This window comes from Pseudomonas sp. PKS (genome assembly GCF_051913525.1).
Taxonomy (GTDB): domain Bacteria; phylum Pseudomonadota; class Gammaproteobacteria; order Pseudomonadales; family Pseudomonadaceae; genus Aquipseudomonas; species Aquipseudomonas guariconensis_D.
This window is the reverse complement of sequence record NZ_JBEGDO010000033.1, coordinates 1-22,755: the sequence shown is the minus strand read 5'-3', so window position 1 is coordinate 22,755 and position 22,755 is coordinate 1. Positions and strand designations below refer to the sequence as shown.

Sequence of the window (22,755 nt, the reverse complement as noted above, 5' to 3'; positions counted from 1 at the left end):
CCCGCTTCTTGGGTGAGCCCGCTCCCACAAGCACCAGCGCAAGCCGTGTGGGAGCGGGTTTACCCGCGAATGGGCCGCTACCGGCACTCACTCATATGTAGCCGATCAACAACAACACCAACAGCACGACCAGCACCACGCCAATGATGCCGGAAGGGCCGTAGCCCCAGGCGCGAGAGTGGGGGAACACAGGCAAACCACCAATCAACAGCAGGATCAGGATGATGATGAGGATCGTGACCATGGTTGAATCCTTGCGTCAGTGGATGGGAAGGGGCCCGGCAATGTTGGCCTCTTGCTAAGTCCGACTGTTGCGTGGACGCAAAGATTCCATCGAATCCCGGATCGTCGCCTCAGTTGTGTTCCTCATGCAGGGCCAGGCTCTGGCGCAGCAGCTCGAGCATGGCACTGCGCAGCGCCTCGGGCGCCTGGACGCGGATCGCGCCAGCGTGGGACAGCAGCCAGCCCATCAGCGTGGCGTTGTCCTGCACCGTGGCGCTGAGGTGGGCGCCGCCACCGGGCAGGACGTTCAGGCGCATGTCCCCGGCCAGCGGCTGTTGTTGCAGACGTTGGGCCAGGGCATCGTCGACCCAGGCCTGCAATTGCACGGATGGCGCGGGGGCCAGCTCGTTCGGCTGCAGGGGGCGAACCTCACCCGGGGTCAGGCCCGCCTTCCAGTGCCAGCCGTAGGGCATTCCTTTGGCATTGCACTGCAACGGGAACAGGGTCGCCAGTTCGTTGAGATCGCGTTCGACCGTGCGCTTGGTGGTCTTGTGGCCGATCCTGGCCAGTGCTGCTTGCAACTGGGTGGCGCTCATGCCGGGGTGACGGTGGGGCAACAGGTTGAGCAACTGCCATTGGCGAGCGATGGTGTGGCGGGTGGTATGGCTGGGCAACGCGGCATCCTTGTCGAGCAGGGGGCTGATCGCTCGGGTAGTGGCGATTGGCTATGCCGGGAAGCATACACAAGCTGGCGGATCGGATCCAACTTGGGGCGATAGAGGCGTGGCCGTGTGGGGTGTGATTCAGGCCGTTCCGCTCTACCGGTGAACGCAAACACCGCGTCGTCTGTTTCGAGACTGAGGCCGTTCCCTCAGGGATCGCGGCGTTCTCAAGCTCTGCGCTGCACCTATGCGCGCCTTGTTACGCCAGGCTTTCGCACAGGCCCTCGATGAAGGCTTGCTCGGCCCGGCTCATGCGCTGGTCGCGGTTCCACAGCAGGTGCACATCCACATCGGCGATGCCGTCGAGCGGCGGCAGTTTCCACAGCAGTCCGGCGGCCACGTCCTCCTGCACGCCATGTTCGGGCAGGCAGCCGATGCCGAACCCGGCGATCACCAACCGGCGCACTTCCTCGAAGCTGGGCGAGGAGGCGACGATGCGGCCGGTGAAGCCTTGCTGGTCACGGAAGATGGTCAATGGCGAGAGCATGCCGCCGATCTGGTCGCTGCTGAAACTGACGAAGTTCTCCTGCTTGAGGTTGCCCTCCAACTGCCCGAACAAGCGGTGGTGCTTGCCGCAGAAAAATGCATAGCGCTGGCGCTGGAGCAGGCGTTGTTCGAGGCGGGCATGCCGGTGGCGGCTCAGGCTCAGGCCGGCGGTGGCGGTCTTTTCCTGCAGGGCGGCGACGATGTCTGTACTGCGCATCACCTCGATCTCCATCTCCACCCGCGGGTACTGCTGGTGGAAACGCGCCAGGAAGTCATCGAAGCGTTGGCAACACAAGCGGCTGATCATCAGCAGGCGGACCTTGCCGACCACCTCCGCGCTTGGCTGCTCCAGCAGCCCGCTGATCTGCGCGACCTGCCCATACACCTCGCCTGAGAGCTCGAACAAGCGCTCGCCCACCTCGGTGAGCACGAAGCGTGGTCCGCGGCGGGCGATCAGCGGACGACCGAGCTGCTCTTCCAGGCGCTTGAGCGCTTGGCTCACCGCCGGTTGGGTCAGGTGCAGACGCGCGGCGGCGCGGCTGATGGAGAGCTCCTGGCCGATCACCCGGAAGGTGCGCAGCAGGTTCCAGTCGAGGCGGTCGTTGAAGGGGCGGTTGGGCATGGTGGGGTTCGATGATCAACGGGTGGAGACTTGAGTTTAGCGGTGCGCGTACGGTCGGGGCCGGTAGGGGCTACATCCCGCCCCGACGCACATGCTTGACCAGCACCTTCTCCAGCAATTCCCACATGGCCGGCTCGGTGCTGAAGGCCACGTTGAAGCGCATCCAGCCGGTGGCCTTGGCATCGACCATGAACAACTGACCGGGCCCGAGCATGATGCCTTGCTCCAGGGCATCGTCCAGCAGCGCGGCGCTGTCGGGGATGGCGGGGTGGCGGGTCCAGATGTACATGCCTTCGTCGGACTCGGTGAACAGCTCGAAGCCCAGCCGGTGCAGGTGCCGGCCGACTTCCTGGTGGGCTTCGGCCAGGCGCTGGCGCAGGCGCTTGAGGTGCTTGCGCCAACGGCCGTCGATGATGGCCGCATACACCACGCGCTCCATCACCTGGGAGGTGGTGAGCCCCGAGCGCATCTTCAGGTGCAGCAGATGTTGCATGAGTTCGGGGTTGGCCAGCAGGTAGCCGACCCGCACATTGGGCGAGATGCTCTTGGAGTAGCTGCCCACGTACACCACCTGTTGCAGGTGATCGAGGCTGGCCAGGCAAGGCTGCGGCTCGGCGATCATGTCGGCGTACAGGTTGTTTTCCACCAGACGGAAACCATGGCGAGCGGCCAGTTGCAGCAGGCGATGCAACTGGGGCAATGGGGTACGCGAGCAGGTGGGGCTGTGCAGGTGCGGCTGGGTGAAGAACGCCGTGGGCCGGTGGTGGGCGAGCAGGCGCTCCAGTTGGTCCAGGTCGTAACCGGCCGGGGTGCGTGGTACGCCCACCAGGGTCGCGCCCTGGGTGCGCAGGATGCTCATCAGGTTGGGGTAGCCGGGGTCGTCCACCAGCACCACATCGCCTGGGCGTACCAGGGTGCGCACGGCCAGGTCCAGGGCTTGGCTGGCGCCGTGGGTGAGCATCAACTGTGCAGGATTGGCGACGATCGACAGCTCTTGTTGCAGGTTCTGCGCGGTCAGCACACGCAGCTCGGGCAGGCCCATGGGGTCGCCATAGCCGGAAAGTTCCAGGGGGCTGCCGGCCACCTGGCGCAGGCCACGACGCAGGCCGTCTTCGTACATCCAGTCGTTGGGTAGCCAGCCGCAGCCGGGTTTGTACGGCAGTTGTCGGGTTTCGAAGATCTGTTGCAGGTACCACTCGGAGTTGAACGTCGGCCGGGTGGTATCGGCCTCCTGCTGCTGGTTGTCGAGCAACTCGCTTGCCGCACGGTTGACGAAGAACCCCGCGTTGCCCCGGCTGACCAGCAGGCCCTGGGCAACCAGGCGGTCGTAGGCTTCGACCACGGTGAAGGTGCTCACCGAGTAGGTGGCGGCGAAGGCGCGGATCGAGGGCACCTTGGCGCCAGGCTTGAGGGTCTGCTTGTCGATCAGCTCGCGCAATCCATCGATGATCTGGTTGACCAGCGGCGTGGAAGAGTCGGGGTGTAGTTGCAGCATTCGGGTGCCTTCAGGGGTGCGTATCGCCAAGCGCCTGCAGGGTGTTGCGGGTGTATTGCATTGGCGGCCTGTACAGTGCAGTGCGTATTTCGTGCCGCTGTGCATGGCTCTGTGTGGCAGACATTTTTACATTACGTGTCAGTTATCGCCACCAGCGTACATGTCAGCGTCATGCACAATCACAAATTCGCTGCTTTGCCGTCGAGGTCCGCCTCGCACCTTCATTTCGTCGCACCGAGCCGTTGCCGCTCGGCCAGCACAGGTTTCAGTTCGTCCGGGGGCCAGCCTTCGGACGCGTAAGCAGGCCGCCATGGAAGGCCTGCGTGTGCCCCAGAGCACACCTTCCTGCCCGCATAGGTACTGATGTTAGGTGAGACCGATAGCCATCGGGGTTTCACAGTTTTTCCTTGGATAAAAAGAAGCACGGGGTACACAACTGATGGACGCAACATCCACATCCACCACCGCGAAGGGAGCGCACGAGAGCAAGCTCAGTGCCTCCCTCAAGTCGCGCCACCTGACGATGATGTCGATCGCCGGGGTCATCGGCGGCGCCTTGTTCGTCGGTTCCGGCAGCGTGATCCACAGCGCCGGACCGGCTGCGGTCCTGGCCTACCTGGCCGGCGGCATCCTGGTGGTGCTGATCATGCGCATGCTCGGCGAGATGGCGACTTCCTCGCCGGACACAGGCTCGTTCTCTACCTACGCCGACCGCGCCATCGGCCGCTGGGCCGGTTTCACCATCGGCTGGCTGTACTGGTGGTACTGGGTCATCCTGATGGCTTGGGAAGCCTACGTGGCGGGCAAGATCCTGCATGGCTGGTTCCCTGGCGTCAGTGTCAACGTGTTCGTGCTGGCCACGACCTTGGTGCTGATCACGGTCAACTTCTTCAACGTCAAGCACTACGGCGAGTTCGAGTTCTGGTTCGCGCTGATCAAGGTGGTGGCGATCGTCTGCTTCCTGACCGTGTGCACCGCAGCGGTGTTCAACATCTGGCAGTTCGGTGAAGTGCGTGGCGTGAGCCACTTGACCGCCGAAGGCTTCATGCCCAATGGCATCACCACGGTGATCGGAGCGCTGCTGGGGGTGATGTTCGCCTTCCTGGGCGCGGAGATCGTGACCATCGCGGCGTCCGAAGCCAAGGATCCGTCCACCCAGATCGTCAAGGCGACCAACTCGGTGGTCTGGCGTGTGTGCCTGTTCTACGTGGGTTCGATCTTCCTGATCGTCTGCCTGGTGCCGTGGAACGACCCGCACCTGGGTGAGTCCGGCTACGGCGCCTACCGTCGTACCCTGGAACTGCTGGGTGTGCCGTACGCGGAGCTGCTGATGAACTTCGTGGTGCTGACCTCGGTGAGCAGCTGCCTGATCTCCGGCCACTACACCGCCTCGCGCATGCTGTTCTCCCTGGGCCAGCGTGGCGATGCACCGTCGATGTTCAAGATCACCCGTGCCGGTACCGGTGTGCCGGTGTACGCGATCATGGGTTCGTGCGTGGTGGCGATCTTCTGCGCGCTGATCAACTTCAGCGAGACCCTGCGTCCGAAGGACGTACTGGAAACCCTGATGAACACCACCGGCATGATTGCCCTGCTGGTGTACCTGGTGATCGCCTTCTCGCAGCTGCGCATGCGTCGCAAGTTGCAGGCCGAAGGCAAGGAGATCCGCCTGAAGATGTGGCTGTTCCCGTGGTTGACCTACCTGGTGATCGCCTTCATCGTGGCGGCCCTGGTGACCATGGCGTTCATGCCTGACTACCAGATCCTGGTGATCTCCACCGGCATCGCCGCGGCCATCGTGGTGGCCATGGGCGTGGTGCACCAGATCCGCACCGGCAACCGCCACTAAGGCGCTCTTGCTGCATGACGCGGCCGGCTCCCCTCGGGGACCCGGCCGTTTTCATTTCTGCACGTCAGACCGGCTCACCACGGTCAGCCAGCGGGTGTAGGTGTCTACCCTGATGGGCAGCTCGGCACGCAGCTCGGCCAGGGCCTGGTCGCTGTCGTCCAGGGGCAGGTCGCGCCAGACCCGCAGGCCTTGCAACGCCTCGGCGTCGAACCACAGCAATCCCTGGCGGTGACGGGCCAGGCGCTCCAGGGTCTCGCTCAGGGGCTGGCCGTCTGCGGGCAGGCGCTGCAGATGCCACGCCGCCTGCAAGGTGCTGCTGTCCACGCTACCCAGGGTGCCCGGACCGCTGGCCTCGAAGCGCAGGTGCTGACCTTCGCGCAATGACAAATGGCCCGTGTCGCCCTCGAGGTCGGCCTGGCCTCGCAGCACACTGACCTCGCTGACATCGCCCAGGCGCTCGACGATCAACTGCCCCGCAAGGGGGCGCAAGGTGCCCTGGGGCGTGCTGATCCGAAAAGGTCGTGCATCGCCTGTGGCGATCTCGATCAACAGTTGGCCCTTGAGCAATTGCAGGTGCCGCTGCAGGGCATCGAACTCCACATCCACCGACGAGCTGGCGTCGAGGGTCAGCAGGCTGCCATCTTCGAGCTTGCGGGTCAGGCGGTGCTGGCTGTCGGTGGCAAGGTCGGCCAGCTCGAAGCCCTGTCCCATCCACGGGGAAGCGAGCAGGGCGGATGCCGCCACCAGGGCCACAATGGCCAGGGGCAAGGCGAGGCGTGGAAACAGACGGCGTGGGGTCATGGGCGTGGGGCGTATTTCTGGCTGGGCTCAATCCAAGGATAGCCCCTTCACAAGCCCAGCCCCTGCGCGGCGTCAGTGGCCTGGCGGGTCTTCGTGCTGGCGGCGATAGGCACCGGGTTGCACGCCCACGGCCTTGGCGAACGCGCGGGTGAAGGCCGCCACCGATTGATACCCCACCTGCGCCCCAACTTGCTCCACGGTATTGCCGGCCTTGAGCAGTTGGCAGGCATGGCGCATGCGCAGCGCCAGTAGCACCTGGCCCGGCGATTGCCCGGCCAGGTCGTTGAAGCGCTTGAAGAACGCCGAGCGCGACAGCCCCGTGCAGGCGGCCATGCTTTCCAGGGTCCAGGCCTGGCCCGGGCTGGCGATCAATTGCTCCAGCAGCGGGGCGAAGGCTGGCTGGCGGGCAAGGGCGACCAGCCCGTGCAAGGCCTCCCCGGCATGCACCTGTTGGCGCAACACGTACAGGAACAACAGATGAGTCAGGCGCTCGAGCAGCGTCTGCGAGGGCGCGGGTGAGCGGCGGCATTCTGCCAGGATCAACTCGAACAACGCCCGTGCGGCATGCCCGGCCGGGTCATCGGCGCGCAGCAGGATCCAGTCGGCCAGGCCGTCGACGATCAGCGTCGACAGCCCCGATTGAAAGTGAAAGAACCCACACACCAACCCGACGCCTTCCTCGGCCTGGGTGTCCAGTGCCTGCATGTGCTGGCGTGGCTGAGTGCAGGCGCTGGCCGGGTCGGCATCACTGGAAAGCCGATAGCCCAAGTCGCGCAGCAGGAACACCGCATCGCCACGCTCCAGGCGCACGGCCTCGGGATGGCCATCGACATGCAGCCAGCAATGCCCCTGCACCACCAGATGGAAACTGGCCCGGCCCATTCCCTGGGTGCTGGCATGCCAGCCGCCACAGTAACGGCCCACATGGAACAGGCTGGCATCGAGCTCCAGGCGCTCTAATAACCAATCGACAAGGTGGCTGGATGAAATCATCTAATGCAAAGACTCAGGAGCAAGGAAAGGCGACTGATGAATATGGAGGCGGATTCTTATAACCAACAGACTATAAGCACACCTACCCAAGGAGACGACTCCATGACATCGCGCATTACTCTACACACTCTGCAAAGCGCCCCGGAAGCGGCACGGCCTTTCCTGGAAAACGCCCTGAAGAACTCAGGCTTCATCCCCAACTTGCTGGGCGTCCTGGCCAATGCGCCGGCGGCCCTGGAAACCTACGTGACCGTCTCGGCACTCAATGGCAAAGCCGAGCTGACCCTGGCCGAGCGCGAAGTGGTGCAGTTGATCGCCGCGACCGAGCATGGCTGCGACTTCTGCGTCGCCGGTCACACCGCTGTTGCGCTGAACAAGGCCAAGCTGCCCCAGGAAGTGGTCGACGCCTTGCGTGCCCGCGGCGAGCTGCCCAATGCCCGGTACGAAGCCCTGGCGGCGTTCACCCGCGAAGTGATCGCCACCCGTGGCAACGTCAGTGACGCTACCTACGGCGCCTTGCGCGAGGCGGGCTACAGCGAAGGCAACGCCCTGGAAGCGATTCTCGGCGTGAGCCTCGCGACCCTGTGCAACTTTGCTAATGTGTTCGCCCAGACGCCGCTCAATGACGAGCTGGGCCAATACCGCTGGCAGCCTTCGGCCTGATCCGCCTGGTGCCGGCCTGGCCGGCGTTTCGAACAAAGGAGTAGGGACATGCTTGATTGCGCATTTCGACAATGGCTGGATGCCAATGCCGAAGCCATTGACCAGGGCCAGTGCGATCCGCACCTGGTACTGGCGCGAATCGCCGAATCGCAGTTGCTGCGTGTCGGTATCGAGCCCGCCCTAGGCGGCTCGGGCGGCCGGGTCACCGACGCTGTCGAAGCCATCGCCGCCATCGCCAGCCGGTCCCTGGCCGCGGCCTTTGTCTGCTGGGGCCAACGCTCGTTCATCGAGTACCTGTTGCAGAGCCCCAACCAGGGCCTGCGCGAGCGGCTGCTGCCCAGCTTGCTCGCCGGTGAGCTGGCCGGTGCCACCGGGCTGTCCAACGCCATGAAGTACCTGTCGGGCATCGAGGCCTTGCAAGTCTTCGCCCAGCCTGCGGCAAACGGCTGGGCCCTGGACGGCCGCCTGCATTGGGTGACCAACCTGCGCAAAAGCGGCTTTGCCGTGGCCACGGCGATCGAAGACGCCACCGGCGGGCCTCCGTTCGTGGTGGCAGTGCCCTCGAACCTGTCGGGCCTCGAGCGCTCCGACGACCTGGCGCTGATGGGCTTGCAGTCGAGCAACACCGCCGCGCTGGCGTTCCGCCAGGTGGCACTGGGGCGCGAGTGGCTGCTGCATGAGAATGCCCGTGAGTTCCTGCCCAACGTGCGCCCGGCGTTTCTGGCGCTGCAGTGCGGCATGGCGATCGGCCTTGCGCGGCGTGCGCTGGAGGAGGTGAGTGGGCACTTGCAGGGGCGCGGTTCGGTCCTCGACGAGGCCCGGCAGGTATTGGCCGAGCGTCTGGAGAATACCGTGGGCGAGCTCAAGCAAGGCTTGCTTGAGGGACGCTTCACCCAGCAGCCGGCGGCGCTGTTCAAACTGCGCATCATCCTCGCCGAAAGTGCAGCCGATGCCGTGCAGTTGGAACTGCAGGCCAGCGGTGGCAAGGCTTACCTCACCGCGTATGGGGAAGGTTTCGCTCGGCGCTGGCGCGAGTCGGCGTTCGTGCCCATCGTCACCCCGAGCCTGGTGCAACTGCGTGCCGAGCTGCAACGTCAGGCGGCCGCAGCATGACCCAGGCGTTACTCCAAGCCCGCGACATCAGCCTGGGCTACCTGCGCGATGGCGGCTGGCAAACTGTACTGGAGCGCTTCGACCTGGCCCTGGCGCCGGGGGAGGTGGTCAGCATCCTGGGCCCCAGCGGGGTGGGCAAGTCCAGCCTGCTGCGCGTACTGGCCGGGCTGCAGCAACCTTGCGGTGGCAGCGTGACCCTGCACGGCGAGCCGTTGCAGGGGCCGCACCCGCGTCTGGCCGTGGCCTTCCAGGATCCGAGCCTGCTGCCCTGGCTGAGCCTGGAGAAGAACGTCGCTTTCGGCCTGGACTTCGCCCGCCAGCCCAAACTCAGTGCAGTCGAGCGGCGCGCCCGTATCGATCATGCGATCGAGGCGGTGGGGCTGGCCCACGCGCGCAGCCAGTACCCCGCGCAGCTCTCCGGCGGCATGGCCCAGCGCACCGCGCTGGCCCGCTGCCTGGCGCGTCAGCCCCAGGTGCTGCTGCTCGATGAACCCTTCGGCGCGCTGGACGAGGTGACCCGCGCCGATATGCAGCAACTGCTGCTGCAACTGATCGCCACCCATCGCACGGCGGCGGTGCTGATCACCCACGATATCGACGAAGCCCTGCTGTTGTCCGATCGCGTGTTGCTACTGGGCAACCACCCGGCGCGCATCCTCGGGCAATGGGCTGTCGACCTGCCGCAGCGACGGGCGCAGCGGGTCGAGGAGTTGGGCACGTTGCGTATCGAGATCCTCAAGACCCTACGGCGGGCGAGCCGCTCCCCTGACCCTGTTCCTTCTCCCTTGCCGCTGCCGTCGGAGGCTCGCCATGTGCATGGATGACTGCTGTTCTTCTACTTCCCGTCGCGACTTCATCAAGCTCGGCGCCATGCTCACCGCGGCAGGTGCCTTGCCGCTGCTCTCGAGCTTGCAGGCGCGCGCCGCCAGCGAACCGGATGCCCCGGTGCGCATTGGCTATCTGCCGATCACCGACGCCACGCCGTTGCTGGTGGCGCACAACAATGGCCTGTTCGAGGCCGAAGGCATCAAGGCCGAGCGCCCGGTGCTGCTGCGTAGTTGGGCCCAGGTGATCGAGGCGTTCATCTCCGGCCAGGTCAATGTGATCCACTTGCTCTCGCCGATGACCATCTGGGCCCGCTACGCCAGCCGAGTGCCGGCCAAGGTGGTGGCCTGGAACCACGTGGGCGGCTCGGGACTGACCGTGGCGCCGGACATCACCGACGTCAAGCAGTTGGGCGGCAAGACCGTGGCGATCCCGTTCTGGTATTCGATCCATAACGTGGTGGTACAGCAACTGCTGCAAGCCAACGGCCTTACGCCGGTTTCCAAGCCGGCCAGCGCGTCGCTGGCGGTCAACGAGGTCAACCTTTTGGTGCTGCCGCCGTCGGACATGCCGCCGGCCCTGGCCAGCAAGCGCATCGCCGGCTACATCGTCGCCGAGCCCTTCAATGCCCTGGCCGAGGACCTTAAGGTCGGTCGCGTGCAGCGCTTTACCGGCGATGTGTGGCGTAACCATGCCTGCTGTGTAGTGTTCATGCACGAGCACGACCTGAACAACCGCCCCGAGTGGTCGCAGAAGGTGGTCAATGCCATCGTCAAGGCCCAGCTGTGGACCCGCGACCATCGGGCCGAGGCAGCAGCGCTGCTGTCGAAGGCCGGTCCCAACAAGTACACCCCGCATACCCCGCAAGTGCTCGCCAAGGTGTTGGCACCGGCCGCCGAGGACCGCGCCGGTTATATCGCCAGTGGCGCGATCGCGCATCAGCAATGGGATGAGAAACGCATCGACTTCCAGCCGTATCCCTTCCCCAGCTACACCGAAGCGCTGGTCAAGCACCTCAAGGGCACGCTGATCGAGGGCGACAGTGGCTTCCTGGCCGGGCTGGATCCGGCCCAGGTGGCGCGCGATCTGGTCGATGATCGCTTCGTGCGCACGGCCATCGAGGCGGCCGGTGGCTTGGCGGCGTTCGGCCAGCCAGACAGTTTCGAGCGCTACGAGGAGTTCGCCGTCTGATGGGCAAGTCTGTCATGCATGGTGCCCTGGGCCTGGCGGGGCTATTGGGGCTGTTGCTGCTGTGGTGGGCGGGGGTGCAGGTGTTTGGAGAGGCCGACGGCCTTTCGGCGCGTTTCTCGCCCCAGGCCACGCTGGCCAGCCTGGTGCAACTGCTGGGCGAGGGCGAGGTCTATGGGCATGCCTGGGTCAGTCTCAAGCGCATCCTGGTGGGGTTGTTGCTGGCGTTGTTGGTTGGCGTGCCATTGGGCTTGCTGGTGGGCAGTTACCGCCACCTGGAGGCTGCGACCACACCGGCGTTCCAGTTCCTGCGGATGATCTCACCGCTGTCGTGGATGCCGGTGGTGGTGATGCTGATGGGGGTGGGCGACCAGCCGATCTACTTCCTGCTGGCCTTCGCCGCGCTGTGGCCGATCCTGCTCAACACCGCCGCAGGTGTGCGCCAGCTCGATCCGCGCTGGCTGCAGTTGTCCCGCAGCCTGAGCGCCACGCGCTGGGAAACCTTGTGCAAGGTGATCATCCCTGGGGTGATCGGCCATGTGTTGACCGGGGTGCGCCTGGCGATCGGTATCCTGTGGATCGTGCTGGTGCCGTGCGAGATGCTCGGGGTCAGCGCAGGGCTAGGCTATTTCATCCTCGATACGCGGGACCGGCTGGCCTATTCGGAGCTGATGGCCATGGTGCTGCTGATCGGTGTGCTGGGGTTCATGCTCGATGCGCTGGCCCGTGGACTGCATCGGCGGTGGGTGCACGCCTGAAATCGCCGGGACCGCCCGGCGATCCCGTTCAATGCACGGTCTTGCGCTGCTTCACACAGGCTTGTGCCTGCAAGGCCAGGGCATCGAGGCGTTCGTCGCGCTGTTTTTCCGCCGCCATCATGGCCTCGTCGCCATGCTGCTTGAGCAGGTAGGCGTGGATTTGCCGCACTTCGGTGGTGCGATAGATCGGGGCGATGTCCAGACGGCCGACCAGTGCACCACTGGCGTGTCCGGTGCTGCTCATCAGCACCTGCGGGCCGGCGGCGGCGGCCACCTGCAAACCCATTGCCTCAAACCATGGCACCTGCCCGGCAAAGACATTGAGCTCGACACAGGCATAGCGTGACTGCACATCGGTCAGCAGTGCCCGGGCAATGCCTTGGCGGCGGTGGTCTGGGTGCACGGCGAGAAACGCCAGCACGCAGGCCTGATCGTCATCCTGTGCGGGCAGGGTGAGGGCGAAGCCGCGCAGCTGGTCCGGTGCCTCGGCATCCAGGGCCAGGGTCAGCGCCACGGCCAGGCCTCGGGTGCCGTCCATGGCCTGCAGATACTGATGCACCTCCAGGCCGACGCCGTACTGGTACAGCGGGTACAGCGGGTTGTCCGGGGTGATGGCCACGCTGCTCAACTCACCGACATGGTCGATCACCAGCTGACGGATTTGATTCTGGAAGGATTCGGGGGGCACACCGTCGAGGCGGCTGAGAATGAACATCGGGCAAGCTCCAGCAGGTCGAACCGTCCCGCGCCGAGCGGAGCGGGAGGCACAGTCTAACCCAGGGCGGCGAGCATCAGGTCGAGGTTCTGCACGGCGGCGCCCGAGGCGCCTTTGCCGAGGTTGTCGAACACGGCCGTGAGTACCACCTGGCCGTGGGCCGGGTTGGCGAACAGGGCCAGGCGCAGGTCGTTGGTGTCGTTGAGCGCCTCGGGGTCCAGTTTACTGGCCGGACCCTGCTGATGCAGTGGCATCACCTGTACATGGCGTGCGCCCTGGTAGTGCTGCTCAAGGCAGGTCTGCAAGTGTTCGGCGGTGATGCCGCCGGCCAGCAGGCGCAGTTGCAGGGGGATGCTCAGCACGATGCCCTGGCGGTAGTCGCCATAACCCGGCAGGAACACCGGGCGTGCAGCGAGCCCGGCGTGTCGCTCGATCTCCGGTACATGCTTGTGGGCCAGTTCCAGGCCATAGAGTTGCAGGGCAGGCACCTTGACGGCGCTAGTTTGCTCATGAAGCTCCACCGCCGACCGGCCACCCCCGGAATACCCCGAGATTGCATGGATGCTCAGCGGATAGTCCGCCGGCAGCAGCCCGGCCTGGATCAGAGGGCGCAGCAGGGCGATGGTACCGGTCGGGTAGCAACCGGGGTTGCTCACCCGCTTGGCCCGGGCGATGCGTTCGGCTTGTTCGGCGTCCAGCTCAGGCAGCCCGTAGACCCAGCCGGGCGTGGTGCGGTGGGCGGAGCTGGCGTCGATCACCCGTACCGCCGGGTTGTGGATGGCCGCCACCGCTTCGCGGGCCGCGTCGTCAGGCAGGCAGAGCAGGGCGATGTCGGCGTCGTTGATGGCCTCGGCGCGGCGTTGCGGATCTTTGCGCTCGGCGTGCGGCAGGGTCAGCAGTCGCACGTCCTGGCGGCCTTGCAGGCGGGCATGGATCTGCAGGCCGGTGGTGCCTTGGTCGCCGTCGATGAAGACGAGAGGGGTGTGCATGGTCGGGGTCCGTGTGCGAGGGAGAGGGCCTATGCTCGCCTGCGGCTGGACGAAAGAAAATTTGAATATCATGATGCTTTACTTCAGAAAAAATGAATGGCCGTGTCGGCCTTTTCGCGGGTAAACCCGCTCCCACAGGCCGACCGCTGAACCGGGATCCACGCCTTACCTGTGGGACGGGTTTACCCGCGAAAAGGCCAGCCCTCAGAGAACCCCAATGCGCGAAATCAGCCTCGACCGCCTGCGTACCTTGGTCATCATCGCCGACCTCGGCTCCTTCGCCGAGGCCGCCCGCCAGCTCAGCTTGGCGCCGCCCACCATCAGCCTGCACGTGGCCGAGCTGGAAGCGCGTGTGGGGGCGCCGCTGCTCACCCGCACCCGTGGCCAGGTGCGTCCCACCACGGTGGGCGAGACGCTGCTGGCCCGCGCCCGTCGCCTACTGGCTGATGCCGACCTGGCCCTGGACGAGGTGCGCCGACAGGTGCAGGGACTGACCGGGCGAGTGCGCCTGGGGGCCTCCACCGGGGCCATCGCCCACCTGCTGCCCAAAGCCTTGGAGCATCTGCGCGAGGCACATCCGGGCATCGACGTGCAGGTGCAGGTCCTGACCTCCCAGGCTTCCCTGGCGCGCCTGCGGGAGGGCACGCTGGACATCGGCCTGGTGGCGCTGCCCCAGGTGGCGGGCAGGGGGGTGAAGCTCACCCCCTGGCGACGCGACCCGATCATGGCCTACCTGCCGGCCGACTGGCAGCCGCCAGCCAGGGTCACGCCGGCCTGGCTGGCCGAGCGGGCGCTGATACTCAACGACAGCACCACCCAGCTGTCGCGGGTGACGGCGGAGTGGTTCGCGGCAGCGGGGCTGTACCCCGAGGCGCGCATCGAGCTGAACTACAACGATGCGATCAAGAGCCTGGTGGCGGCGGGCTATGGCGCGACACTGCTACCCCAGGAAGGCGAAGCGGAGCAACTGAACCCGCGGATTGCCCAACGGCCGTTGCGCCCAGGCCTGTGGCGCCAGCTTGGGATCGCCTACCGGGAAGGGCAGGTGGAGCGGGCCACCGAGTACGTGCTGCAGGCGCTGGAGCGGTTGCGCCAGTGAGCTCTGGCTGAATCCCAGAGCAAGGCTATGCTTTTGGCTGCGTCGGACCCGCCGACGTGCCTGCCAGAAGTCCGGCTTTTCTCACGGAGAACACACCATGAAATCCCTGACATTGCTGCTGATCGCTTCTGCACTGAGCTTCACCGTCCACGCCGAAACCGCTCCTGAAACCAACTGCGCCGCCAAGATCAAGGAACTCGAGGACATCCACCGGACCGATGGCCAGGCCTTGCACGGCGGCATGGCCAAGGACTATCAGAACCTGCTCAACCAGGCCAAGCAGGCCCAGGCCGCGGGTGACATGGCTGAATGCCAGGCCTCGGCAGACCGCGCCAAGACTATCTACAACAAGGCCCGCGGCAAGTAGCGCGCCGACCGCCCGGGCCTGGTCGTCACCGGTGCGATGGGCCTGGGCAGGCGATTCGAATCGTGGCGTTCCTGTCTCTGGGGTAAGCTGTGCGCCGGCAACCCCAACGAGACCCTGGCATGACTCTGAACAGCCCCATCCTGGACAGCCTGCTCACAGGTCTGGCCCAACCCTTCACTCGCCCCGGTTCGCGCAGCGCCATTGCCAAGCGGCCCCGACAAGGGGCGCTGGCCGTAGGCCGGCTCGGGCTTGAAGGCGACGAACAGGGGGATCTGCGGGTCCATGGCGGTGTGGAAAAGGCCATCCACCACTATCCTCGCGAGCACTACGCAGCCTGGGTGGCGGAGCTGGGCGAGCATCCACTGCTGGCGCAGCCTGGCGCCTTTGGCGAGAACTTCAGCACCACCGGTTGGCGCGAGGCGGATGTCTGCCTGGGCGACCGGATCCGCGCAGGTTCGGCGCTGCTGGAAGTGTCCCAGGGGCGCATGCCCTGCTGGAAGCTCAACGACCGTTTCGACGTGGCGCAGATGGCCTTGCGCGTTCAGCAAAGTGGGCGCACCGGTTGGTATTACCGGGTGCTGGAGGAGGGCGTGGTGCAGGCGGGCGAGCGTTTGGAGCTGGTCGAACGCCCGCACGGCGAATGGTCGGTGGCGCGCCTGTCGGCGGTGCTATTCGACAAGCGCCTGGAACCCGAGCTGTTGCGCGAATGCCTGGCATTGCCACTGGTGCCGTCCTGGCGCAAGACCCTGCAACGGCGTCTGGAGCAGCGCCAGATCGAAGACTGGGCGCCACGTTTGCACGGCGCCTGAGCGCTGTCGTCAGAACCAGCGGTCGTTGCGTTTGCGACCGCGGGTCAACGCCGGCAGGATCAACCCCGCGAGCAGGCCGGCCCCGGCGATGCTGCCGCCGTAGACCATGTAGCGCATCATCACCTGTTTGTTCTCGTCACCCAGGCGCGCCTGGGTGTCACGCAGCGACGACTGCACCTGGTCGAGTTGTTCGTTGAGCGACTTGTTGCGCGTTTCCAGTTCGTCGATCAGCGCCTTGCGCGAGTCGAGGGTTTCCTGCATGCCCTGGACGCGATTCTTCCAGCTGTCGTCGATGCTCTTGAGTTGTTCGGTCAACTGCGTCACCTGCGCGTCGAGTGCCGGCAGGCGTTCGGCCTGGCCCGGGACCGATTGCAGGTCGCTGCTCAGGATCCATACCAGATCGCCGTTCTGCCCGCGGACCTGGCTGTATTCCCCTTGGGTGCCCACCAGCGTGACCTTCTGCCCGGCCTTGACCGAACCAACGATGCGGTGGCCGTTGGTGGGGCCGCTGCGCACATAGGTGCTCAGGCTGTCGCTGACCCAGCGTGCGTCGCTGGCCGGCTCTTCGGCATGCGCGGGGATAGCCAGGGCAAGCAAGGAGGCTGCGAGCAGGGGGGCAAGGGCAAAGGAGGCAGGTCGGGAATCAGGCATGGTGGTCTTCGCTGGAGCTGGACAAAAGAAGGCCCGATGGCTGGGCCGATGAACCGGTCGGTGAGTTGACCGTCAGCGAAAGACCGTTTTTATCGAAGCAGGTTCACTGCTTGTTGTAGGAAATGTCTGCAGGATGTTGCGAGTAGAAGGTCAAGGGGCTGTGGCGCTGGCGCGAGCTATGTGGTGTCCGCTTCGCGGGTAAACCCGCTCCCACAAGGGCCGTGCGGACCTGTTGGGCGCGAGTTCAGCCGCTGAGCGGTCGCGACGGGTTAGGTCACTACCTGATAGCAAGGCACATACGCTGCCCCACCGGGCAACTTCATCCGGTGCTGATCAACGAAGGCCTGCAGCAAGCGCCCCAGTGGGTCGAGCACCGCGCTGTCGCCACGGATCTGGTATGGCCCGTGCTCTTCGATCAGGCGAATGCCCTTGTCCTTGACGTTGCCCGCCACCACCCCGGAGAAGGCCCGGCGCAGGTTGGCGGCCAGCTCGTGGGGCGGCAGGTCCCGGCGCAGCTCGAGGTTGGCCATGTTTTCATGGGTGGGGTCGAACGGGCGCTGGAAACCTTCCTCGATCTTCAGCAGCCAGTTGAAGTGGAATGCATCGTTGCGCTCGCGGCGGAACTGCTTGACTGCCTTGAGCCCCTCGACCATGTGCCGGGCCACTTCGGCTGGGTCGTCGATGATGATCTGGTAATGCTGCTGGGCCGTCTCGCCCAGGGTTGCGCCGACGAAGGCATGCAGCTGCTGCAGGTACGCCTCGGCGCTGCGCGGGCCAGTGAGCACGACAGGGAAGGGCAAGCCTTCGTTGTCCGGGTGCATGAGGATGCCCAACAGGTACAGGAACTCCTCGGCCGTGCCTGCGCCACCGGGGAAGATGATGATGCCGTGGCCGACCCGCACGAACGCCTCCAGACGCTTTTCGATGTCCGGCAGGATCACCAGTTCATTGACGATCGGGTTGGGCGCTTCGGCGGCGATGATGCCCGGCTCGGTCAGGCCCAGGTAACGGCTGCCGTGCATGCGCTGCTTGGCATGGGCGATGGTCGCGCCCTTCATCGGGCCTTTCATCACGCCTGGGCCGCAGCCGGTACAGACGTCCAGCTTGCGCAGGCCCAGCTCGTGGCCGACCTTCTTGGTGTACTGGTACTCCTCGCTGCTGATCGAGTGGCCGCCCCAGCACACCACCATCTTCGGCTCCACGCCCGGGCGTAGGGTGCGGGCATTGCGCAGCAGGTGGAAGACGTAGTCGGTGATGCCCTGGGAGCTTTCCAGGTCGATGCGCTGGCTGGCCAGCTCGCTTTCGGTGTAGACGATATCGCGCAGGGCGCTGAACAGCATTTCGCGGGTGCTGGCGATCATTTCGCCATCGACGAAGGCGTCGGCCGGGGCGTTGAGCAGCTCCAGGCGTACGCCGCGGTCTTGCTGATGGATACGAACCTCGAAGTCCTTGTAGGCCTCGAGGATGGTCTTGGCATTGTCGACATGGGCGCCGGTGTTGAGGATGGCCAGGGCGCACTGGCGGAACAGGGTGTAAAGGCTGCCGGTACCGACTTCACTCAGTTGCTGGACTTCACGTTGCGACAGCGTCTCCAGGCTGCCTTTGGGGCTGACGGATGCGTTGATGACATGGCGTTGGGGCATCTAAGTCTTTCCTGTGCAATGAAACTTCCTACTTGGACACCACCATACCGACAAAAACGCACGGCAACGAGGGGGGCGCGGAAAAAGCCTCGTTGCCGCCTGCCAAACAGTTACCCTAGCCCTGCACGATCGTGGGCGGCGGCATAGCCTGCGATGGCGCACGGCGCTCCTGGATCAGCCGCTGCCATTCATCCGAAAAGCCGTTGTACTCCCAGGGTGATGGCCAGACCGCCACCGATCAGCCATAGGTTGAGGATCGCCCCGGTGATCAGCGCGCGCGGGCCAGCCTGGCGGATCTGGCTGAAGCGGGTTTCCATGCCCAGTGCGGTCATGGCCATGGTCAGGGCGAAGGTGTCGAGGCTATTGAGGGTGTTCACCACCGGCGACGGTAGGACCTGCAACGAGTTGACCAGCACCAGCAGCAGGAAGCCAAAGGCGAACCATGGCACGGCGATACGCCCGCCGCCCTGGGCCTGGCCTTGCTTACGCGAGCGGCTGATCCACAGGCCCACCACCAGCAGCACCGGCACCAGCAGCAATACGCGGGTCATCTTCACGATGGTGGCGATGTGGGTGGCCTCGGGGCTCACGTTGCTGGCCGCACCCACTACCTGCGCCACTTCGTGCAGGGTGCCACCGAAGAACAGGCCCACGCCGAGATTGTCGAGCTGCACCCAGCCGGCGCTGACCGCCAGTGGGTAAAGGAACATCGACAACGTGCCGAACAGCACCACGCTGCCGACCGCCATGGCCGCCTTGTGTGGCTGCGAGCGCAGCGCCGATTCGAATGCCAGCACCGCAGCTGCGCCACAGATCGCGCTGCCCGCAGCGGTCAGCAGCGCCGTGTCGCGGTCAAGCTTCATCACCTTCATGCCCACCAACAGGCCCACCAGCAGGGTGCTGACCACTACCAGCAGCGAGACTGTCAGCCCCGACCAGCCCACCTGGGCGATCTCTTGCAAGCTCACCCGCAGACCAAAGAACGCCACGGCCAGGCGCAGCAGGTTGCGCGCCGAGAAGTTGACCCCCGCCGCCCAGCTTTCCGGCAGCCCATAGCGCAGAGCATTGCCATACAGGGCACCGGCGACGATGCCGACGATCAGCGGGCTGATCCCCAGCCCGGCGATGGCCGGCAGGGCCGCCACCTGGGTGACGGCGAGGGCGAACAGGGCGACGAACAGAATACCGTTGAGCCGCCCACGGGTCGCGTGGGAAGGCGCAAGGGCGGGAGTAGGGTGGGCCGTGGCCATGGTAAGACCTCCGATGTGTATTGATGAGGTCTACGTTAATTCAGTTATAAGCTTATAAAAAATCGTGATTTAGGATGGCAAGTATCCGCTAAGCTGATATTTTGAACATATGACCCCTGAACAGCTGATAACTTTCGCCACCGTCGCCGAGCACGGCAACATCAGTCACGCCGCCGCCGCGCTGCACTTGTCGCAGCCGGCCGTGTCGGGTCAGCTGAAGTTGCTGCAGGAAGCGTTCGGTGAGCCGCTGTATCAACGTGCCGGACGCGGGGTGCGCCTGACGGCCGCCGGCGAGCAACTGCTAGGCCACGCCCAACGCCTGCGCGAGACCTTTCTCCAGGCCCAGGCCCTGCGCGACGCCATGCGTGGGATGGAGCGCGGCACCTTGCGCATCGGCGCCAGTACCACCCCAGCCAGTTACCTGTTGCCCTACCTGATCGCGGACTTCCACGCCCGCTACCCGGACATCGCGATCACCACGACCCATGGCAACACGGCGGAAATCGTCGCGGCTCTGGGGGAGCTGGACATCGCCTTGATCGAAGGCCCGCCAGGCCAGGAACTGCCGCTTGGCACCAGCGTCACCGCCTGGCGCGAGGACGAGATCGTCGCCATCGTGCCAAGCGGCCATCCGCTGGCCGACGGCGCTCAGGTGCAGACGCTTCAAGCGCTGGGGGCGTATCCGTTGGTGCTGCGCGAAAGTGGCTCGGGGGTACGGCAGTTGGTGGAGCGCGCCTTTGCCCGGGAGGGTGTGCCGATGCGCGTGGCGCTAGAAATTGCCGGGGTGGAGGGGGTCAAGGAAGCGGTACGGGCGGGAATGGGCATCGGCTTCGTGTCGGCGATGTCCATTCGCCATGAAGACAGCGCCCTGTACCGGCTGGGCATTGCGCCGCAGCCGCTGACAAGACGCTTTTCGATTTTGATGCCCCATGCCGCCACGCCGTCGAGGGCGGCGGGGCGGTTTATGGGGATATGTCTGGGTGAGGGTGTCGCTGCTTAGCGTATCGCGACACCGGGGTTCACTAATATTATTTTAGGGGCATGCGGCAAAAAGCCCATAGTCTATTATCGTAGGCATCGGTATTGATTACTTTACCAGTAGGCTCAGGACTGATCTGTGTGCTTAGCGCAAGACGATAGCCTGGGATGGAGGCCGGCTCATTCAACCACAGTGCTGGAACTGTTTGATGTGCATGTAGATAGCCCCATTCAGAAGTAACCGTGCCCAATGATCGAACATTTTCCCCTAATGTCGCTTCTTTTTTCGTGACCGGGGAGAGTCTGAGGGAACTGCACGCGCTCATGGCACTACTCCAGTCTCTGCCTCCGTTGACCAGCTCATACCAGGTGCTGATTTTGAGCGTGTAGCTGTGGGTGACGGAACTACCTTTACGTGTTCCCGTGATCGTAATGGTGCCCGAGGCCCCGGCTGGAGGAGATTTGAAACCAAAAACACCATTGTTAAGATGAACCAGCCAGGAAGCCGTTGAAGTCCAATCATAGTCGTGAGCCTGGGCATTATTCGCTAGCACAGGAGTGAAGTTAGCGCCGGTGTGTGCTGTGGTTAGGGAACCTCCCTTGATGGGGAATGAGTGCTTAGGTATACCCGCACTGATTGCTACGATTTCGGTCGTCTGTAACTCAACGGGCCTTTTAAAACTACTCATGGCAACGCCATTGAGCCGAGGTATTACGTAGTAATTCCCTGGCTTTGTCCCTGTTAGTGACGCTGTGTAAAAACCTTTCCCCTCTTCGCGGATAGGGCCCGATGTAATGCCGGAAGTTGGTTGTCCTAAGTGGTCAGTGAGATTGAATTCGAGTTGATCTTTAAGGCCACTCAGCGGATTGCCAAGGCGATTCGCGATACGAAATCTTACCAAGCTCAAATCGACATCGTCCGCCAAGGCGTTCGGGTCCACCGACAGGCTGGACTGGGCCTCTGCTGGTGGCAGCTCGGTCAGCGTCACATCAAGCTCCAAGATATCCATCTGATCGCTATCAATTTGTGGTATGAACGCGTAGGTCCCTGGCAGCAGCCCCCGCGCTTTTGCGATGTAGACGCCAGTCGTACCGTCCTCTTGGAAGGGGTCGACAGTCAGATCAGGAGGTGTTGGTGTTGTACCGGCGGCATTGGTCACAACCAACTTCAGCCTATTCCCAAGCCCGCTGACAGGCTTGTCGTTGGCGTCCTTGGCCTTGAAGGTCAGTGTAGAGGTGTCAAGGTTGTCCGCCTCGATGCTGGCGTGCGAGGCGTCGAAGCTCGATCTGGTTGCGTCCGGGGGCGGAGCCGTCAGTTGCACCTTAATGGCCAGTGGGTCCATGACCTCGCTGTCGACCTGTGGCCTAAGGGTATAGGTGTCTACCTTGAGGCCGCTCGCTGACGCGGTATAGACCCCGGTCGTGCCGTCCTCCTTGATGGTGCCCATCGAGAAATCAGGTGGTGTCGGTGATCCTCCAGCGTCGGTGGTGACGAGGAACTTCAGAGTATTGCCCAAGCCGGTGACAGGTTTTCCATTCTCGTCCTTGGCGGTGAAGGTCAACTGCGTGAAGTGTTTGCCACTCGCCTCGACGCTCGGCGGCATGGCTTCGAACTTCGAGTTGCTGAAGGTTGGCGGCAAGGCGACCACTTTCACCGTGGTCGTCACGCCCGCCAGCGCTCGGCGTGCGATGGTCGGGACGAAGGTATAGGTGCCTGCCTGCGAGCTGCGCAGTGCCGTGGTATAGACACCGGTGGTGCCGTTTTCCTGGAACGGGTCAATCGTGATATGGCCCGGTGCCGGTGGTTTACCGCTGCTGTCGGTGACGTTCAACGCCAATGTGTTGCTCAGGCCGGTGACGGGTTTGCCGTTGATGTCCTTGGCTACGAACTCAAGCACGGAGGTTTTGTAATCGTTGGCCGGGATGACGTCTGGCCTAGCCTCTAGGGTCGATGTGGAAGAGGCTGGCGGCAATGCTTTAAGGAGGATTTCAGCATTCAGGCGCCCTACAGGCTGGCTGCCGAAGTATGGGGAGACAATGTAGCGGCCGGCCAGTTTGCCTTTGATCGTCGCGGAGTACGTACCCTTGGGGTGCTCCTCGATGGTGCTTACTGTCACATCCGGTGGCGATATGCTGCCCTTGTCGCCCTTCACCATGAATTTCAAACTCTTGGCAATGCCTTCCACCGGTGCGCCGTTGGCATCATTGGCCGTGAAGGTCAGTAGAGCGGTGGTCGTGTCATCGGCGGGAAGCATTGCGCGGCTTGTGACAAAACTCGAGTTGCCTTCCTCCGGCACAGTGCTGACGGTGCTGACCTGCGCTTGCGACAGCGCAGTCCCTTGAACGGACGGGGTCAAGGTAATCGATTGCGGCGTCTTGCCTGCGGTCACCCGTACTTCATAGTGGCCCGCCGAGACACGCTCAGGCTTCGAGACCACGATGCCGCCGGCGCGCGTTTGCGTCTCGGTGACGGCGATCTGGATGTCCGCCAGGGCGATATCCACCGGTTGCTGCTGC

At 64.4% G+C, this 22,755-nt stretch carries 22 protein-coding genes; 10 read left to right on the top strand and 12 right to left on the bottom strand.

The window, feature by feature from the left end; all coding sequences use genetic code 11:
* Positions 1 to 91: 91 nt before the first annotated feature.
* From ABOA88_RS22865 to ABOA88_RS22850, 4 genes are all read right to left on the bottom strand, one after another.
* Entirely contained in the window at positions 92 to 244 is a 153-nt protein-coding gene (locus ABOA88_RS22865) for a DUF3309 family protein (RefSeq protein ID WP_043215415.1), read from the bottom strand.
* A 109-nt stretch (positions 245 to 353) separates the two neighbouring features.
* Positions 354 to 896: a WYL domain-containing protein gene (locus ABOA88_RS22860; RefSeq protein ID WP_367852170.1), complete on the bottom strand. Its 543-nt coding sequence runs from the start codon at positions 894 to 896 to the stop codon at positions 354 to 356.
* Positions 897 to 1,143: 247 nt separating this feature from the next.
* On the bottom strand, positions 1,144 to 2,052 hold the full coding sequence (locus ABOA88_RS22855) for a LysR family transcriptional regulator (protein WP_043215411.1): 909 nt from the start codon (positions 2,050 to 2,052) through the stop codon (positions 1,144 to 1,146).
* A gap of 70 nt (positions 2,053 to 2,122) precedes the next feature.
* Complete coding sequence (locus tag ABOA88_RS22850) at positions 2,123 to 3,547, bottom strand: aminotransferase-like domain-containing protein (RefSeq protein WP_070571661.1); 1,425 nt, start codon at positions 3,545 to 3,547, stop codon at positions 2,123 to 2,125.
* A gap of 439 nt (positions 3,548 to 3,986) precedes the next feature.
* Between ABOA88_RS22850 and ABOA88_RS22845 the strand changes: the two genes are divergently transcribed.
* Positions 3,987 to 5,396 (top strand): amino acid permease, encoded by a 1,410-nt coding sequence (locus ABOA88_RS22845; protein WP_070571662.1) that lies wholly within the window; start codon positions 3,987 to 3,989, stop codon positions 5,394 to 5,396.
* Between the two features lie 51 nt (positions 5,397 to 5,447).
* Here ABOA88_RS22845 and ABOA88_RS22840 read toward each other — a convergent pair whose 3' ends face one another.
* Together ABOA88_RS22840 and ABOA88_RS22835 are read right to left on the bottom strand one after the other, a co-directional pair.
* Entirely contained in the window at positions 5,448 to 6,197 is a 750-nt protein-coding gene (locus ABOA88_RS22840; RefSeq protein ID WP_367852169.1) for a FecR domain-containing protein, read from the bottom strand.
* 72 nt (positions 6,198 to 6,269) lie between these two features.
* Entirely contained in the window at positions 6,270 to 7,190 is a 921-nt protein-coding gene (locus tag ABOA88_RS22835; protein ID WP_196171186.1) for an AraC family transcriptional regulator, read from the bottom strand.
* A gap of 102 nt (positions 7,191 to 7,292) precedes the next feature.
* On the opposite strand from ABOA88_RS22835, the gene ABOA88_RS22830 reads away from it, so the two are divergent.
* Genes ABOA88_RS22830 through ABOA88_RS22810 form a run of 5 tightly spaced genes read left to right on the top strand, consistent with a single transcriptional unit; the run spans position 7,293 to position 11,737 of the window.
* Positions 7,293 to 7,853: a carboxymuconolactone decarboxylase family protein gene (locus tag ABOA88_RS22830; RefSeq protein WP_196171185.1), complete on the top strand. Its 561-nt coding sequence runs from the start codon at positions 7,293 to 7,295 to the stop codon at positions 7,851 to 7,853.
* A 48-nt stretch (positions 7,854 to 7,901) separates the two neighbouring features.
* Positions 7,902 to 8,966 (top strand): acyl-CoA dehydrogenase family protein, encoded by a 1,065-nt coding sequence (locus ABOA88_RS22825; protein ID WP_367852168.1) that lies wholly within the window; start codon positions 7,902 to 7,904, stop codon positions 8,964 to 8,966.
* On the top strand, positions 8,963 to 9,790 hold the full coding sequence (locus ABOA88_RS22820) for an ABC transporter ATP-binding protein (RefSeq protein ID WP_367852167.1): 828 nt from the start codon (positions 8,963 to 8,965) through the stop codon (positions 9,788 to 9,790). Before ABOA88_RS22825 ends, ABOA88_RS22820 begins: the two co-directional genes overlap by 4 nt.
* The gene (locus tag ABOA88_RS22815; RefSeq protein WP_196171182.1) at positions 9,777 to 10,982 is read left to right on the top strand and encodes an ABC transporter substrate-binding protein; all 1,206 of its coding nucleotides are present in this window, start codon (positions 9,777 to 9,779) and stop codon (positions 10,980 to 10,982) included. The genes ABOA88_RS22820 and ABOA88_RS22815 overlap by 14 nt, the downstream gene beginning before the upstream one ends.
* Complete coding sequence (locus ABOA88_RS22810; RefSeq protein ID WP_367852166.1) at positions 10,982 to 11,737, top strand: ABC transporter permease; 756 nt, start codon at positions 10,982 to 10,984, stop codon at positions 11,735 to 11,737. Before ABOA88_RS22815 ends, ABOA88_RS22810 begins: the two co-directional genes overlap by 1 nt.
* Positions 11,738 to 11,765: 28 nt before the next feature.
* On the opposite strand, the gene ABOA88_RS22805 is transcribed toward ABOA88_RS22810, so the two are convergent.
* Positions 11,766 to 12,452, bottom strand: coding sequence for a GNAT family N-acetyltransferase (locus ABOA88_RS22805; protein WP_196171180.1), 687 nt, complete (start codon positions 12,450 to 12,452; stop codon positions 11,766 to 11,768).
* A gap of 56 nt (positions 12,453 to 12,508) precedes the next feature.
* Positions 12,509 to 13,441 carry an N-acetyl-gamma-glutamyl-phosphate reductase gene (gene argC, locus ABOA88_RS22800; protein WP_196171179.1) on the bottom strand — a complete coding sequence of 311 codons (933 nt, stop codon included), beginning with the start codon at positions 13,439 to 13,441 and terminating at the stop codon, positions 12,509 to 12,511.
* 217 nt (positions 13,442 to 13,658) lie between these two features.
* Between argC and ABOA88_RS22795 the strand changes: the two genes are divergently transcribed.
* The 3 genes from ABOA88_RS22795 (at position 13,659) to ABOA88_RS22785 (ending at position 15,716) form a co-directional block, all read left to right on the top strand.
* On the top strand, positions 13,659 to 14,540 hold the full coding sequence (locus ABOA88_RS22795) for a LysR family transcriptional regulator (protein WP_367852165.1): 882 nt from the start codon (positions 13,659 to 13,661) through the stop codon (positions 14,538 to 14,540).
* 97 nt (positions 14,541 to 14,637) lie between these two features.
* Entirely contained in the window at positions 14,638 to 14,907 is a 270-nt protein-coding gene (locus ABOA88_RS22790; RefSeq protein ID WP_196171177.1) for a hypothetical protein, read from the top strand.
* Positions 14,908 to 15,026: 119 nt separating this feature from the next.
* On the top strand, positions 15,027 to 15,716 hold the full coding sequence (locus tag ABOA88_RS22785) for an MOSC domain-containing protein (protein ID WP_196171176.1): 690 nt from the start codon (positions 15,027 to 15,029) through the stop codon (positions 15,714 to 15,716).
* A gap of 9 nt (positions 15,717 to 15,725) precedes the next feature.
* On the opposite strand, the gene ABOA88_RS22780 is transcribed toward ABOA88_RS22785, so the two are convergent.
* The 3 genes from ABOA88_RS22780 to ABOA88_RS22770 all read right to left on the bottom strand — a co-directional run bounded on the left by ABOA88_RS22780 (position 15,726) and on the right by ABOA88_RS22770 (position 19,260).
* A complete protein-coding gene (locus ABOA88_RS22780) occupies positions 15,726 to 16,367 on the bottom strand; it encodes a TIGR04211 family SH3 domain-containing protein (protein ID WP_367852164.1) in 642 nt (213 codons plus the stop codon).
* 269 nt (positions 16,368 to 16,636) lie between these two features.
* A complete protein-coding gene (ppnN, locus tag ABOA88_RS22775) occupies positions 16,637 to 18,010 on the bottom strand; it encodes a nucleotide 5'-monophosphate nucleosidase PpnN (RefSeq protein ID WP_043215370.1) in 1,374 nt (457 codons plus the stop codon).
* Between the two features lie 188 nt (positions 18,011 to 18,198).
* Positions 18,199 to 19,260, bottom strand: coding sequence for a YeiH family protein (locus tag ABOA88_RS22770; protein WP_196171174.1), 1,062 nt, complete (start codon positions 19,258 to 19,260; stop codon positions 18,199 to 18,201).
* 109 nt (positions 19,261 to 19,369) lie between these two features.
* Here ABOA88_RS22770 and ABOA88_RS22765 point away from each other — a divergent pair, with 109 nt between their 5' ends.
* Complete coding sequence (locus ABOA88_RS22765) at positions 19,370 to 20,260, top strand: LysR substrate-binding domain-containing protein (protein ID WP_367852163.1); 891 nt, start codon at positions 19,370 to 19,372, stop codon at positions 20,258 to 20,260.
* A gap of 28 nt (positions 20,261 to 20,288) precedes the next feature.
* Here the strand turns inward: ABOA88_RS22765 and ABOA88_RS22760 are convergent, their stop codons facing one another.
* Positions 20,289 to 22,742, bottom strand: a complete 2,454-nt coding sequence (locus ABOA88_RS22760) for an invasin domain 3-containing protein (RefSeq protein ID WP_440127990.1) — start codon at positions 22,740 to 22,742, stop codon at positions 20,289 to 20,291.
* Positions 22,743 to 22,755 lie beyond the last annotated feature (13 nt).